Annotated in this window: 15 protein-coding genes and 1 tRNA gene; 3 read left to right on the top strand and 13 right to left on the bottom strand. The window is 70.3% G+C overall.

Features of this window, described 5'->3' with window-relative positions; all coding sequences use genetic code 11:
- Positions 1 to 53 precede the first annotated feature (53 nt).
- The 4 genes from HHX33_RS00140 to HHX33_RS34800 form a co-directional block, all read right to left on the bottom strand.
- Complete coding sequence (locus HHX33_RS00140) at positions 54 to 386, bottom strand: hypothetical protein (RefSeq protein ID WP_182872780.1); 333 nt, start codon at positions 384 to 386, stop codon at positions 54 to 56.
- A complete protein-coding gene (locus tag HHX33_RS00135) occupies positions 383 to 2,365 on the bottom strand; it encodes a hypothetical protein (protein ID WP_182872779.1) in 1,983 nt (660 codons plus the stop codon). Before HHX33_RS00135 ends, HHX33_RS00140 begins: the two co-directional genes overlap by 4 nt.
- 37 nt (positions 2,366 to 2,402) lie before the next feature.
- A complete protein-coding gene (locus tag HHX33_RS00130; RefSeq protein ID WP_133305991.1) occupies positions 2,403 to 2,663 on the bottom strand; it encodes a hypothetical protein in 261 nt (86 codons plus the stop codon).
- 111 nt (positions 2,664 to 2,774) lie between these two features.
- On the bottom strand, positions 2,775 to 3,515 hold the full coding sequence (locus HHX33_RS34800; protein ID WP_220499695.1) for a ComEA family DNA-binding protein: 741 nt from the start codon (positions 3,513 to 3,515) through the stop codon (positions 2,775 to 2,777).
- Between the two features lie 165 nt (positions 3,516 to 3,680).
- Between HHX33_RS34800 and HHX33_RS35395 the strand changes: the two genes are divergently transcribed.
- Together HHX33_RS35395 and HHX33_RS00115 are read left to right on the top strand one after the other, a co-directional pair.
- Positions 3,681 to 4,598 carry a 4Fe-4S binding protein gene (locus tag HHX33_RS35395; protein WP_259402007.1) on the top strand — a complete coding sequence of 306 codons (918 nt, stop codon included), beginning with the start codon at positions 3,681 to 3,683 and terminating at the stop codon, positions 4,596 to 4,598.
- A gap of 90 nt (positions 4,599 to 4,688) precedes the next feature.
- Positions 4,689 to 5,552, top strand: a complete 864-nt coding sequence (locus tag HHX33_RS00115) for a M48 family metalloprotease (RefSeq protein WP_182872778.1) — start codon at positions 4,689 to 4,691, stop codon at positions 5,550 to 5,552.
- Positions 5,553 to 5,588: 36 nt separating this feature from the next.
- Here the strand turns inward: HHX33_RS00115 and HHX33_RS00110 are convergent, their stop codons facing one another.
- The 9 genes from HHX33_RS00110 to HHX33_RS00070 form a co-directional block, all read right to left on the bottom strand.
- Positions 5,589 to 6,164: a pyridoxamine 5'-phosphate oxidase family protein gene (locus HHX33_RS00110; RefSeq protein ID WP_182872777.1), complete on the bottom strand. Its 576-nt coding sequence runs from the start codon at positions 6,162 to 6,164 to the stop codon at positions 5,589 to 5,591.
- Positions 6,165 to 6,251: 87 nt separating this feature from the next.
- Positions 6,252 to 6,992 (bottom strand): amino acid ABC transporter ATP-binding protein, encoded by a 741-nt coding sequence (locus tag HHX33_RS00105; RefSeq protein WP_182872776.1) that lies wholly within the window; start codon positions 6,990 to 6,992, stop codon positions 6,252 to 6,254.
- Positions 6,989 to 7,828, bottom strand: coding sequence for an amino acid ABC transporter permease (locus tag HHX33_RS00100; RefSeq protein WP_182872775.1), 840 nt, complete (start codon positions 7,826 to 7,828; stop codon positions 6,989 to 6,991). Before HHX33_RS00100 ends, HHX33_RS00105 begins: the two co-directional genes overlap by 4 nt.
- Positions 7,825 to 8,745, bottom strand: a complete 921-nt coding sequence (locus HHX33_RS00095) for an ABC transporter substrate-binding protein (protein ID WP_182872774.1) — start codon at positions 8,743 to 8,745, stop codon at positions 7,825 to 7,827. The genes HHX33_RS00100 and HHX33_RS00095 overlap by 4 nt, the downstream gene beginning before the upstream one ends.
- A 109-nt stretch (positions 8,746 to 8,854) precedes the next feature.
- Entirely contained in the window at positions 8,855 to 9,367 is a 513-nt protein-coding gene (locus HHX33_RS00090; RefSeq protein ID WP_111697995.1) for a MarR family winged helix-turn-helix transcriptional regulator, read from the bottom strand.
- A 33-nt stretch (positions 9,368 to 9,400) separates the two neighbouring features.
- The gene (locus HHX33_RS00085) at positions 9,401 to 10,216 is read right to left on the bottom strand and encodes a YceI family protein (RefSeq protein ID WP_182872773.1); all 816 of its coding nucleotides are present in this window, start codon (positions 10,214 to 10,216) and stop codon (positions 9,401 to 9,403) included.
- A 2-nt stretch (positions 10,217 to 10,218) separates the two neighbouring features.
- A complete protein-coding gene (locus HHX33_RS00080) occupies positions 10,219 to 12,828 on the bottom strand; it encodes an MFS transporter (RefSeq protein ID WP_220501350.1) in 2,610 nt (869 codons plus the stop codon).
- Between the two features lie 159 nt (positions 12,829 to 12,987).
- Entirely contained in the window at positions 12,988 to 13,479 is a 492-nt protein-coding gene (locus tag HHX33_RS00075) for a YajQ family cyclic di-GMP-binding protein (protein WP_111697993.1), read from the bottom strand.
- Between the two features lie 54 nt (positions 13,480 to 13,533).
- Positions 13,534 to 14,019 (bottom strand): GNAT family N-acetyltransferase, encoded by a 486-nt coding sequence (locus HHX33_RS00070; protein WP_310741152.1) that lies wholly within the window; start codon positions 14,017 to 14,019, stop codon positions 13,534 to 13,536.
- 147 nt (positions 14,020 to 14,166) lie between these two features.
- Between HHX33_RS00070 and HHX33_RS00065 the strand changes: the two genes are divergently transcribed.
- Positions 14,167 to 14,251, top strand: a tRNA-Tyr gene (locus tag HHX33_RS00065).
- Positions 14,252 to 14,616 lie beyond the last annotated feature (365 nt).

The following is a 14,616-nucleotide window of genomic DNA, read 5'->3' as shown; positions in this document are numbered from 1 at the left end:
GCCGCGCTCCTGCCGCACCGTGCTACTGCCGCACCTGCGACGGCGGTGCGGCATCAGAACGGGCACCTCCACCCCGGCCACGCCGCCGTCGCCTCGTCCTCCCACGCCTGCAGCGTCCTCCCCTCGTAAACCGTCTCCTCGTGATCGCTGCGCCATGTCACGAGTTCCGCACTGGGTTGTACCTTCTCGCCCTTCAACCATGGCTGGTGCTCGAGATGCGCGGCCGGGATCCTGTCGTGGTCGACGAGGCACTGCACCACCGCCACGAGCGCGGCATCGCGTTTCTTCACCTCGTCGTTCACCGGAGGAGGCGGCCTTCTTTCAGTGCACGCGGACAGCAGGGCAAGGGCGCACATCGCGAGCACTGCAAGTCTTGTCGTCGTCACTGCTGCATCCTCATGGCGGTCTGCGCTTCCGTGATCCAGTCCGTGAGTGTCTTTCCCGCATATCGCGTGTCGGCGTGCAGACTGATCCAGTCGACCAGAGCGGCATCGGGAATCACACGCCCACCTCTCACCCAAGGCTCGTCCGGTGGCGGATGCACCGCTCCCGCGTCCAAGAGCCCCTGGACCACAGGAACCTCCACCTGGAAGACCTGCCGCCTGGAGGCATCCATGTCGGCCTTGAGAGCCTTCAGAGCGTGCCCTGTGTCCAAGGTGTCGTTCAGTGCAGGTGTGGCCAGGGCGGTCATGATCTGTGCCATCGTTCCCGGCCCGAAGGGATTGGAGAAGCTGAGGGCGCCGAACCCGCCGCTTGCCGTTGCGAGCAGCACCTGGTCTCTGGCGGCCTCCTCGTCGGCGCGTAGCTCCTTCTCGAAGTGGTGGGTGTTCTCCACCCGTTGGATCAAACCGAAGAGACCGCCCATCTCTCTCAGGTAGTTCCGGTCGGAAGGGTCCTGGATGGTGGCCGCGACTGCCGTACTCACGCGAGAGGCCATCAAGCCCTTGAACACGCCGAACTCCTCGGGTTTCTGCAGGGCCTGCATGAAAAAGCCCTCCAGCTCATCGAGTTTGTTGATGGCCACCCAAGGATTGGACGGTTTGTTCCCTTGCTGCAGAGCGCCTGAGGCGAAGTCGTGATTCACCGACTGCGCGAAGTCGGGAAGGTGCCGCCCCGCAACGTAGATCAACGCCTGGCGGACCTGGTTGGGAAGCACCGTCTGAGGGTGGAGCCTGGCGAAGTCGGCGGTGGCTTGGACGATGTGGACGACGGACCAGGCGGACTCCTCGGCGTCGGCGGAGGTGCCGCGCTCGGCGGAGACGGCGGCCTTGAGGAAGGCCCCCACAGGAGTTGAAAGGTCCACCCGGCCGGTGGGGGGAAGCGCGCCTCCCGGATGCACGTACGAGCTGAGGAACCGGCCGGGATCGTAGCCGGGGGTGTGCCAGGAGTCGCTGACCAGCATGCGGGCGTACCTGAGGCCGGTGGCGGGGTCGCCGAGCACGTGGCGGGCCGCGACGCCGTTCTCGGCGGCCCGTTGCAGGACGGCCCCGACGGCGTCGAACTCCGCCATGAGGCGCTGGTGACGGGTGGCGCCGGTGTCGGTCTCCGCCTCGCCGCGGGCGGGCGGCCAGATCGTCTTGCCGGCGGCGCGGGCGTCGAGCATGGCCCGGGTCAGGTCGGCGAGCAGGCGCGGGTCCCACGACCGGCCGTCCGGGCCGTACTTGGCCAGCATGCCGGCCGACCAGGGGTCGGAACCGCGGGTCATGGCGTCGCGGGCCGCGGTGGAGAGGAGGGGACGGCTCTCCTTGCCGGTGCCCACGCGCATCCGGCTCGCGGCGGCCAGCGAGGCGCCGAGCGCCCGCAGGATGCCCACGCTCTCCGCGCTGAACAGGGCGGGCCCGGTGCGGTTGTACAGCGTGCGGGCGGCCTGTACGGCGAGCGGCCCGGCGCCCGCCCAGAAGGCCGCCTGGTAGTCCTTGTCGGCGAGGTGACGTTCCAGGTGCTCGGGCAACGTCGACAGGGCGGCGCGGGCCGCCTCGGGGTCCTTGGCCGCGAGGGCGGCGGTCAGCGTCTCGGCGTCGCGCCTGCCCTGGTCGCCGCTCCGCCCGGTCGCCTCCCAGTCCAGCCGTACGACCGGGGGGCGGGTGAAGACCGGCCCGAGCACGCCCGGGGCCCGGGTCATGACGCTCCACCCCTGTTCCCTGGCCAGTTCGTACGCCCTGGTCGTACGGGCGTCCATGTCGCGGACGTCGTCGAGCGCGGCGGCGATCAGGCGGGAGAGCGAGGCGAAGCTGAGTTCACTGCCCCATTTCTGCATCTTCTGGTGAATCGCGGGGCCCTGCCGGGCGAGCAGGTCGTGGAGATGTTCCAGCCGTTTGGTCAGCTCCTTCAGATTCTCGGGATCGACCCCGACGAATTCCCCCATTGCGTCCCCTCTCCCCGGCGAACTCCGTGACGACGGCTTATGAGGCGGCCCTCCGGCGTTCCGCCTCCTCGACACGGGCGACGAGATGCGGCTGCTCGGTGAGAACGGCGTCGAGCAGCTTGGTGAGCTGGACCTTTCGCGCCTGCCAGCCGGCGGCCCACTGATCGGCCGCCGGGCCCTGCCAGGTGTGGTCGCCGAACATCGGGGGCACGGCGCCGAGCGCATCGAGAATGTCCCGCGCGGCGGCGCCGGCCGCGGCCATGTCCGCTCTGCACTCGGCGATTTCCGGTGCCGTCACTGGTGCCCTCCGGCTGTCGCGGCTGACGAAACGCGCAAGGAGCACTTCGCAGCCTAGAGAAACGCATCTCGAATAACCAGTGATATGTGACTGCGGCCGGAATCGGGGCGTTTATGAGAGAAAGATGCCGTATTCGGCGAGATCGGCGGTGAGGTGGGGAGGCAGTGACGCGGCGGCGGAGACGTCCTCGGCCGAGACGAAACCGCCCACCTGCTCCCGGACCCGTACGACCTGGTCGGCGAGGGCGAGGGTCATCCCCGGCAGGCTCGCGATGATCGGAGCGGGAGCGCGGTTGAGGTCGACCAGGCCGCCGTCGTCGTACTGCCGGGGCAGGTCGGGCCGTCCGATCCGCAGTTCGCGCGCCATCGCGGGATCCCGCTCGGCCAGTTCCCTCGCCTGCTGCCGCAGCGTGCGCCGGTGCTGCGCGACCGCCAGCGCGTGCTCGTTGAGCGTGGAGGGCTGCGAGGCGAGGCCGAACACCCGCTTCCTGATCAGGAAGGAGTGCAGGGTCCCGCCGAGCCAGGGACCGAGAGCGCCGATCACGATGGCGGCGGTCGCCGGCCACGGCGTGGGGACGTCGTCGTAGACCACGCTGTTGTAGAGCCACGCCGCCGTCAGCGCGGCGTATCCGGCGGCGGACAGGCCGAGCGCGGCGCTGCGCCGCCGGACGGCGGCGTACAGCATCGTGAAGGGCGTGCCCGCTCCGCAGGTGAAGAGCGGGACGAGCGCCCAGAACACGCTGGCGGCGCCGGACGGCGGTTGCGGTGGCGGCGGCGGATAGCCCCCGTAGTAGGGATTCGGTGGTCCCTGTGGTGCGGGAGGGTAGCCTCCCGGTCCCCCATAGCCGTTCATGGTCCAGACGATACGGATTCGTCGCCGTTTGTGCGTGCCCTTCTTCCACCCGTCCTGTGGACAACCCTGGGGACGGTGCTGTGGACGATGTGGAAAACCACCGGGGACGGAGCCGTGCGCCCGGCCGCCGTCCACAGTGCGCGATACGGTGCGCGAAAATGAGGTATGGCGTGCGTACCAGGAGAAGGACCGGGCGGGGATCCGGCCGCGATCGCGCGGCAGGCGCCGTACGGGCCGGAGCCGGGGCAGTACCCGGAGGTCCGCCCCGACCTGCCCGCGCGCAGCCGGGGCGTGATCGCTCTGGTGGAGGAGAACTGCACCGTCTGCATGCTCTGCGCGCGCGAGTGCCCTGACTGGTGCATCTACATCGACTCGCACAAGGAGACGGTCCCGGCGCCGGGGGGCGGGCGCCCGCGCGCCCACAACGTGCTCGACCGCTTCGCGATCGACTTCTCGCTGTGCATGTACTGCGGCATCTGCGTCGAGGTGTGCCCGTTCGACGCGCTGTTCTGGTCGCCGGAGTTCGAGTACGCCGAGTACGACGTCCGCGACCTCCTGCACGAGAAGGACAGGCTTGGCGAGTGGGTCGCGACCGTGCCCCCGCCGCCCGGGCACGAGGTCGGCGCCGAGCCGCCGAAGGGACCGCTCAAGGGGCCGACGGCGGGCGCGCGCGGGCAGGCGGCCCGGCCGCCGGTCACGGGGCCGGCGAAGGGGCCCGAGGAGGGCGCGTCCGTCGCGGAGGAGGCCGCGGGGCGGCCCACGGGACAGGGGACCACGCAGCCCACGGGTCCGCAGGCGGGCCGGGCGCCGGAGGGCGGCGCGGCGGAGCGCCCCGGCGCTCTTGGGCAGGAACCCGCGCGCGGGACCGAACCCGCGAACGGTCCCCGGAACGGCACCGCGGGCGGTCCCGAAAACGGCGCGCCGCAGGGCTCCGGGAACGGCGCCGCGGGCGGCCCCGGGAACCGCCCCCGGCGCGAGCCGCCGCGCGCCATGCGCGACGTCCGCTCCATCCGGCCGCCCGGCTCCCTGCCGAAGAAGTCTCGGCAACCCGGTGAGAAGGGCGGTCCCGAGAGGGAGAGCTGACCTCTCGCACGCCGGAGCACCTCACAGGGAACGTTCGCCCAGGACCTGCGCGTTGGTAGGGCTGGACGCACCCAACCGTGAGGAGGAGGCGTGCACCACAACCGCCTGCGCACCGCGGTCCTGCTGGGGGCGCTGTCCGCGTTCCTCCTGGCGGCCGGGGTCTGGCTGGGGGGCGGCGCCGGTGCTCGGATCGCCGTCGTGGTCGCACTCGCGACCTGCGGCGTCGCCTACTTCACGGCCGACAGGATCGCGCTGTCGGCCCTGCGGGCCCGGCCCGTGGCCGAGGTCGAGCAGCCGCAGCTCTACCGGGTCGTCCGCGAGCTGTGCACGGAGACCCGCAGGCCGATGCCCCGCCTGTACGTGTCGCCGACCATGCAGCCCAACGCGTTCGCGACCGGCCGCAACCCGCGTGACGCCGCCGTGTGCGTCACGCACGGCCTTCTCGGGCTGCTGGACGAGCGCGAGCTCAAGGGGGTGCTCGGCCACGAGCTGTCGCACATCAACAACCGGGACACGCTGATCTCGTCCGTCGCGGGCGCGCTGGCCACGATGATCACCTATTTCGGGTACGTCGGCCTGTTCTCCGGCTTCGGCTCCGGCTCCGGGGACAAGGACGACGGGCCGGGGTTCCTCGGCGCCGTCCTGGTGATGATCCTCGGCCCGGTCGCGGCGACCATGATCCAGATGGCGATCTCGCGGTCCCGGGAGTTCGCCGCCGACGACGCGGGCGTACGGATGACCGGTGACCCGCTGGCTCTCGCCTCGGCACTCCGCAAGATCGAGATGGAGGCGCGCCGGCTTCCCCTCCCGGAGAACGGCAGGCTCGCCTCCGCCGGCCACATGATGATCGTGAACCCGTTCCGCTGCGCCGGGCTCGGCCGGCTGTTCGCGACCCATCCGCCGGTCGCCGCGCGGATCGCCCGGCTGGAGCGGATGGCCGGCTACCGGCGTTGACGCGGCGCCGAGAGCGCGGCCCGGCGCCGGCGGCGTTCAGGAGTGCTGCCGGACCGGGTCGGTCTCCTCGGGGCCGAGCGCGGGCAGGCCGTCGATGCTCTCCCGGTTGTTCTTGGCGCGGTAGTCCCGCCGCTGCTGGACGTCCTTGCGCCCGGCCCAGTCGTCGAGCAGCGCCCGGTCCTGCTCGTACGCCATGAAGGGCACCGAGTAGCCGCAGGAGTCGGCGATGCGGTCGCAGGACACCACGATGACCGAGCGCACCCCCGGGTGCGGCCCGAAGAGCGTGAGCAGCCCGGAGAAGTCGGCGTCCCCGGGAGTCACCACACGGCCGGTGCCGAAGAGCCGCACGATCTTCGGCGGCCCGGCGAAGGCGCAGAACATCAGCGTGACGCGCCCGTTGTCGCGGATGTGGGCGATGGTCTCGACGCCGCTGCCGTCGAGATCGAGGTACGCGACCGTCGTGTCGTCGATGACCGCGAAGGTGTCCGCGTAGCCCTTGGGCGACACGTTGACGTGGCCACCCTGCTCGGGGGCCGTCGCCACGAAGAAGACGGGTTGTGCGGAGACGAACTCACGCAGCCGGTCGGTGAGCTTTTCGTAGACCTTGCCCATACTGCGACGATAACCCGGGCCACTCGCCCGGCAGCCACCCCGTCCACAGGGTGGACTGCCGGGAGAGCGAGATCTCAGGTGCCGGGGTCAGGTGCCGGGGTGCAGCACCCGGCGCAGGAACTCGCGGGTCCGCTCGTGCTGCGGGTCGGCGATGACCTGCTCGGGCGGCCCGTCCTCGACGATCACGCCGCCGTCCATGAACACCACCCGGTCGGCGACCTCGCGGGCGAAGCCCATCTCGTGGGTGACGACCAGCATGGTCATGCCGTCCTCGGCGAGCTGCCGCATGACCGACAGCACGTCGCCGACCAACTCGGGGTCGAGCGCCGAGGTCGGCTCGTCGAACAGCATCAGCGAGGGGTTCATGGCGAGCGCGCGGGCGATGGCCACGCGTTGCTGCTGACCACCGGACAACTGGGGCGGATAGGCGTCGAGCTTCTCGAGCAGGCCGACCTTCTCCAGGTTCTCCCTGGCGACGCTGTCGCACTCGTCCCGGCGCCGCTTGAGCACCCGCTCCTGGGCGATCGTGACGTTCCGCCGCACGGTCAGGTGCGGGAACAGGTTGAACTGCTGGAACACCATGCCGATCCGCCGCCGGGCGGCGTCGATGTCCACGTCCGGGTCGGTCAGGTCGACGCCGTCGACGATCACCCTGCCGGAGGTCGGCTGCTCCAGCAGGTTGACGCAGCGCAGCAGCGTCGACTTCCCGGAGCCGGACGGCCCGATCACGCAGACCACCTGGCCGCTCTCGACCGTGAAGTCGATGCCGCGCAGGACCTCCAGGCTGCCGAACGACTTGTGCAGGTCCTTGATCTCGACGGTGCTCATCGGCTCGCTCCCTGACGAGACTCCAGCCGCCTGGCGACGTACCCGAGGGGGATCGTGATCAACAGGTACGTGAGGCCGGACATGAGGATCGGCGTGGGGTTGGCGAACGTGGACGACTGGTCGTTGCCGAACTTGGCCAGCTCCACCTGCGCGGCCGTGACCCCGAGGAACAGCACCAGCGAGGAGTCCTTGAACAGCAGGACCAGCTCGTTGGTCAGCGGCGGGATCACGATCCTGATGGCCTGCGGGATCACGATGGAGACCATCGCCCGCATGTACGGCATGCCGAGCGAGCGCGCCGCCTCCATCTGTCCCCTGGGCACCGCCTGCAGGCCGGCGCGGAACGTCTCGGCCATGTACGCCGCCGACACGAGGCCGAGGCCCAGGGCCGCCTGGCCGTACACCTCGCCGGGCACGTGGAAGCCGGGGAACGCGAGCGGCAGGCTGCCGATCATCAGGAAGATGACGAGCGCGGGCAGCCCCCGGAAGATCTCGACGTATCCGGCCGCGACCCAGCGGTACGGCGCCACCGACGACTGCCGCATCAGCGCCAGCAGCAGGCCGACCACGAAGCCGAAGGCGTACCCGGTGACGGTGTAGATGACCGTGTTCCGCAGGGCGACCGTGAACAGCTGGGGGAGGCCCTTGCCGGCCACGTCGAGGTTGAGGAACGACTCGCGGATCGCGCCCCAGTCGGCCAGGGCGGCCAGGACGACCACGAGGACCACCAGCAGGGCGTACTGGACGCCCCGGCTGATGCGCTGTTTCCGGCGCGGGCTGAGCCCCTTGCGGGGCTCAGCCGGGGAGGGCGCCTCCTGTTCGCTCACAGCACTCATGATCCTGCGGCGGGCGACTCGGTTCCGGTCGTGGCCGGGCTCTCACCGGTCGTGGCGCCGTCCGAGGCGCCGCCGGTCGCGGCGCCCGGCTCGGTCCCGAACCACTTCTTGTAGATCGCGTTGTAGGTGCCGTCCGACTTCGCGGCGGCGAGGACCTCGTCGATGACCTTCTTGAGCGCCGTGTTGTCCTTCTTCATCCCGATGCCGTACTGCTCACCGGTGTCGAGGCTGGCGACCTGCTCGAACTTGGCGCCGACCTCGGGCTTCTTCAGCCACGTCAGCACGACCGGGAGGTCCTGCACGATGACGTCCGCCTGGCCGGTCTGCAGGCCGAGCAGCTCCTTGGGAGAGTCGGCGAACTCGATCGGCTCGAAGCCCTTGCCCTTGACGTAGTCGAGACCGGTGGTCGACGCCTGCGCGCCGAGCTTGAGGTTCTTGGCCTTGACGTCGTCGAGCGAGGTGACCCCGCTGCCCTTCTTGGCCATCAGCGCCTGGGTGGCGTCGAAGTACGGCTCAGAGAACAGCAGGTTCTGCTTGCGCTCGTCGGTGATCGTCATGCCGGCGGCGGCCACGTCGCACTTGCGGGAGTTGAGCGCGGCGCCGCTCTTGATCGCCGCGAAGTCGATGTCGACGATGTCCTGCGTCACGCCCAGCTTCTTGGCGACCAGGTCGACGATGTCCACGTCGAACCCGACGACCTTGTCGCCCTGGTTGAACTGGAACGGCTCGTACGGGATGTTCGTACAGGTCGTGATCTTGCCGCCGTTGATGAGGGCGACGGTGTTCGGGCCGGCGGGGGCCGTCGCGGCCGAGTCCGAGCCGCCCGACTCGCCCCCGCAGGCGGTCACCAGGAGGACCGTCGCCAGCGCCGCCGCGCCGATGCCCGCCGCTTGCCGATAAGTGGACCAGGGAGCCACGCGGCCTCCTCGCTCTAGTACGTGAACTGTACAGAGGCGCAGTTTAGGGGCACGTTATGACGCTTTTGTCACAGGGTGAGGTCTCCTGGTAACAGCTGGGACTCCGGAGTCAGGGGTGCATGCCCTCGGTCAGTGTGTTGAACCTCTCCAGCATCCCGGCGAGCAGCCGCACGTCCTCCTCCGGCCAGGCGGCGAGCAGCGTGCGCAGCTGTCCCTGGCGCGCCGCCCGCGCGTCGTGGAGCCGTCTGTGCCCCTCCTCGGTGAGGGCCAGCAGGTGGGCGCGGCCGTCCTCGGGGTCGGGGCTGCGGACGATCAGCCCGAGCTCCTCCAGCACCTTGAGCTGGCGGCTGATCGTCGCCCGGCCCACCCGCAGATAGGCGGCCAGATCGCTGGAGCGCATGGGCGAGCTCTGGTCGATCCGCACGAGCAGGCCGTACGCGCCGGGGTCCAGCTCGGGATGCACCTTGCGTCCCATCCCGGCGGAGAACGCCTGGGAGCGCCGGAGCAGGATGGCGAGCTGCCGCTCGACCGCGCAGTACGCCTCGTGCGCCTCCTGCACCGTCTCCTGTCCCTCCTGGGTCTCGGCCGCGGGCGGCCGGAGAGAGGTCCCCGTCTCCGTCATGGCCTGCCTCCTCCTGACTGCCTGTGGCAGGGTCTACCCGCGCACCGCCTGGATGTCCAGCTCCACTTTCAGCGTCGCCCCGATCAGTGAGATGCCGGCCTGGACGATCTGGTTGTACGTCATCGCGAAGTCCTCCCGGCGCAGCTCGGTGACCGCGCGGAAGGCCGCCCGCAGCCCGCCCCACAGATCCGGGCCGGTGCCGAGGTACGCGAGGTCGAGATCGACCGGGCGGCTCACGCCGCTCAGCGTCAGCACGCCGTGCACCGTCCACCGGTCCGGGCCCGCCGGCGACAGCCCGGTGCTCCGGTACGTGATGACCGGATGCTCCGGGACGTCGAGGAAGTCCGCCGACCGCAGGTGATCATCGCGCATCTCGTTGCCGGTGTCGATGGACGCCGCCACGATCTCGGCGACGACCGACGACTCCTCCGGCGTCGCGCCCATGTCGATCCGGCCGGAGAACTCGGTGAACCGCCCCTGCACGCTGCTCAGGCCGAGGTGCCGGGCCGTGGCCGACACCTTGGAGTGCGCCGGGTCGATCGTCCACACCCCGGGCGGCGGAAGCTCGGTGCCGCCCTGGCGGGCGAGCACGAGCGTGCCGGCCTCCGCCGCCCCCGAGGCGGTCGCGATCGCGGTGGACGCGGCCGGCGCGTACCCGATCGCGGTCGCGACCACCGTGTAGACGCCCGGGGCCAGCGGGGCGGTGGCGACCTGCCCGTCGGCGTCCGCCTCCGCCCGCGCGACCTGGCGCCCGGCCGTGTCGGTCACGGTGACGATCGCGTGCTGGACGGCCCAGCCGTCCGGGGTCCGGACCGACGCGTGCAGTCCCCGGGGGACCGTCGTGGACATGCTCATTCCGGGTGCCCCAGCCACACGTCGTACGGTTCGTCGCCCTGCCCGTCGAGGTTCAGGGAGTTCGCGACGGGCGGGTAACCGGTCGCGACGACGGTGTAGCGGCCGCCGGTGAGGTCGGTGAAGGCGTACTCGCCGTCCTCGCCGGTGGTCACCACGCTCACCACGTTGCCCGCGGCGTCGAGCAGCGTGACCCTGGCGTCCGCCAGCGGCACGCCGTCCCGGACACGGACCGTGCCGCGCACCCGCGCGCCGGGCAGCAGCACGACGTCCTGCCGGGTCTGCCCGGTGCCGAGCACCTCGATCGGGACCGCCGCCGGGCGGTACGCCGCGCCGCTGACCGTGAGCGTGTAGGTTCCGGCCACCACGCCGGAGAAGGAGAAGCCGCCCTCGGCGTCGGTCGCGCCGGTCGCGACGACCTCGCCGCGCACGTCCGTCACCACGACCATCGCCTCGGCGACCGGCCCGCCGTCGGTGCCGCGTACGGTGCCGACGAGCCGTCCGGAGGCCGCGAGCACCATGTCGAAGTCCACCGGCTGCTCGCCGACGACCAGCGTGGCGACCTGCGGGTCCCGGTCGCCGGCCGACGCGATCAGCACGTACGTCCCGCCGCCCGGAGCCGCGAGCGCGTAGCCGCCGTCGTCCCGGGTGACCGTACGGCCGAGCTGGTGGCCGCGCACGTCGATCAGCGTGAGCACGGCGCGGCCCACGGGCACGCCGTCCTGGCCGGTGACGAGCCCGCGGATCTCCACACCGCCCTGACCGCCCTGACCGTCCTGACCGCTCCGGCCGCCGAGGCCGTACGCCTCGGTCGCGAGGCTCGCGTACGGACGCTCGCGCGTGGCGGTGAGGACGGCCGGCTCGGGGGCGAAGGGCTGGGTCTCAAGGTGGTGGGGGACGGCGCCGAAGCCGTTGGGCGAGGTCGTCTCGGTCCCGGTTGTTTCTACGCCGACTGTGACGGGCGTCTGCCGGTCGCGCTGCGCGTGGCGGCCGGGCGAGGAGCCGTTCCTCCCGCGGGCAGGTTCCGTGAGGGCGGGCTCGGGCTCCGCCGGAGCCTCGGCCTGGACGGTGTGTGCGCTGGTCCGCAGCGGGACCTCCTTGATGAACAGCACGGCGATCAGTGCGAGGAAGGCGACCGGCGCGGCGTAGAGGAACAGGTCGCCGATCCCGTGGCCGTACGCGCCCTCCATGGCGGTCCGGATCGGCGCGGGGAGCGCGGAGAGCTTCGGAATCGTGCCGCTCTCGCCGCCGGTGCCGTCGACGCCGATCGCGGAGAGGTTCTCCTGCAGGTAGGTCCGGACGCGGTTGACCATCACGGCGCCGAGCGCGGAGACGCCGATCGCGCCGCCGAGGGAGCGGAAGAACGCGACGACCGCGCTGCCCGCGCCCAGTTCCTCGGCGCGCACCTGGTTCTGCACGGCGAGCACGAGGTTCTGCTGGCTCATGCCGACGCCCACGCCGACGAGGAACATGAAGACGGCGACGAGCCAGTAGTCGGTGTCGTACCGCAGCGTGCCCATGAGCGCGAAGCCGGCGGTGAGGAAGAACGTGCCGGAGACGAGGAAGACCTTCCAGCGTCCGGTGCGGGTGATGATCTGCCCGGAGACGGTGGAGGAGAGCGCGAGGCCCAGGATCATCGGCAGCGTCATCAGGCCCGCCACGGTGGGGGTCTCGCCGCGGGCGAGCTGGAAGTACTGGCTGAGGAAGGTCGTGCCGCCGAACATGCCCACGCCGACCAGGACGCTGGCGACCACGGCGAGGCTGATCGTACGGACCCGGAACAGGTGCAGCGGGACGATCGGCTCCCTGGCCTTCGTCTCCACCAGCAGGAACAGCGCGGCGAGCACGAGGGCCCCGCCGACCATCGCGCCGGTCTGCCACGACAGCCAGTCGTACTTGGTGCCCGCGAAGGAGACCCAGACCAGCAGCAGCGAGACCGAGGCCGCGATCAGGACCGAGCCGCCCCAGTCGATGCGCACGTCACGCTTGACCACCGGCAGGTGCAGGGTCTTCTGCAGCACGATCAGCGAGATGATCGCGAACGGCACGCCGACGTAGAAGCACCAGCGCCAGCCGAGCCACGAGGTGTCGACGATCAGGCCGCCGATGAGCGGGCCGCCGATCGTGCCGACGGCGAACACCGCGCCGAGGTAACCCGAGTAGCGGCCCCGCTCCCGCGGCGGAATCATCGCCGCCATGATGACCTGGGCGAGGGCGGTCAGGCCGCCGACGCCGAGGCCCTGCACCACCCGCGCCGCGATCAGCATCGAGGGGTTCTGCGAAAGGCCGGCGATCGCCGAGCCGATCACGTACACGGTCAGCCCGAGCTGGATCAGCAACTTCTTGCTGAACAGGTCGGCGAGCTTGCCCCAGATCGGCGTCGAGACCGTGGTCGCGAGCAGTGTCGCGGTGATCACCCACGTGTACGTCGTCTCGTCCGCGTGCAGCTCCGCCGTGATCGTCGGGAGCGCGTTCGCCACGACGGTGGACGACAGAATCGCGACGAACATCCCCAGCATCAGACCCGAGAGCGCCTCCAGGATCTCCCGGTGCGTCATCGCGGGGGCCGCCGCGCCCGGCGGCGTCTCCCTGGTCATCGCGTTCGCCATCAAAGCCCCTCTGCGCTTGAACTTAGTTTCCCTAAGCAATCATACGATGATCGTTGCTTGGGGCAACCAAGTGGTCATGGTGGTGGGATGTCCAGACACGACAAAGGCCCTGAACCCGCAGGTCAGGGCCTTAGCGCTGGTTTTCGGCTGTGACCGGTATCACCGGTAGTTGACGAACTGGAGGGCGATGTCGAGGTCCTTGCCCTTGAGCAGGGAGATCACCTCCTGGAGCTCGTCCTTCTTCTTGGAGCTGACCCGGAGCTCCTCGCCCTGGATCTGCGCCTTCACGCCCTTCGGGCCCTCGTCCCGGATCAGCTTGGAGATCTTCTTGGCGTTCTCCTGGTCGATGCCCTCCTTGAGGGCCACCACCAGGCGGTACTCCCGGCCGGACGGCTTCGGCTCACCCGCGTCCAGGATCTTGAGGGACAGGTTGCGCTTGACGATCTTCTCCTTGAAGACGTCGAGGACCGCGTTGGCCCGCTCCTCGCTGTTCGCCTTGATCTCGATGTCCTTCTGCCCCGACCAGGAGATGCTCGCGCCCGTGCCCTTGAAGTCGAAGCGGTGCCCGACCTCCTTGACCGTCTGGTTCAGGGCGTTGTCGACCTCCTGCCGGTCGATCTTGCTCACCACGTCGAAACTGCTGTCGGCCATCGGTGTCCGTGTCCTCTCTCCGTTGCCCTTCGAGATTAGTGGGCCCCGCCGGGATCAGAGGTCTTTCCTCATCACGACGCGGGGCGCCACCTCTATGCCGAGCGCCCGTTCGTGCTCGACCAGCGCGCTGAGTTCCGGCCCCCACTCAGAGGGCTGGATGACGCGGAAGCCGCGTCGCGCGTACCAGGGCGCGTTCCACGGCACGTCCCGGAACGTCGTCAGCGTCACCGCTCTGTTTCTTGTTTGCGGGGCGGCGGCAGTCGCGGAGACAGCCTTCAGAAGCCGGGTCCCGATCCCCTGGTTGGCGTGACCGGGATGCACGGCGATCTGCTCGAGGTGAGTCAGGCCGTCGACCACCCCGAGCAGGGCGAACCCCACCGGCGGCCGACCGGCCACGATGACACGCGCGGGATCGTCGCACTCCTCGACAACCGTGGTGCCGGGAGGGAAGACGATGCCGAGCGGCGCGAACATCCCGTCCGCGGCTCGCTCGATCTCGGGAAGGGCCGCGAGGTCCGCCGGCTCGGCCTGTCTGATCACCGTCCCACTATGACCGTCGGCCTGCCGCGCCCGCTCCTGGGTTTCCGGACCCGCCGCTGTCCAGGAGCGACCCGGACGGAACCCATGTCACGTGCACCCGGGAAGTCCGCTATTCTTCTACCTGTCGCCGCGGCGAGCGGAAGACACGGCAGGTTGCCCGAGTGGCCAAAGGGAGCGGTCTGTAAAACCGTCGGCTCAGCCTACGCAAGTTCGAACCTTGCACCTGCCACCAGCAAAGCAGCAGCTCAGAGGCCCTCCGGGGCCTCTTCTGTTTTTCCGGCCTATGCAGCCGTAGGCCACTGCGAGCCCCCGTCTGTCGCCGGTCCACCAATATGCGTGCAATGATCTTGGACGCGTTCCCGCAGGTCGCGCCGCGCTTTTCGGCCTCATGAGGCGACGAGACGAGCCTACGAAACGGCGAAGGGTCCCGGCTGGCTTCCGGGACTCTGTCTGTGCCGACCTCGTCTTAAGCCGCCTGGCGACCCTTCGCCCACTTGGTGGCCGACGGGCGTGTGCGGCCTGGGGGTCGGTGTCGGCCGTCAGCAGTGTCGGCAGGCTGGGCCGCGCGCCACCTGAGTAGTCCGTCCGCTATTCCTG

This window comes from Microbispora sp. H10670, assembly GCF_014161385.1.
Lineage (GTDB): Bacteria > Actinomycetota > Actinomycetes > Streptosporangiales > Streptosporangiaceae > Microbispora > Microbispora triticiradicis.
Note: the sequence above shows the minus strand (reverse complement) of the source record. Positions and strands in the feature narration are given on the sequence as shown.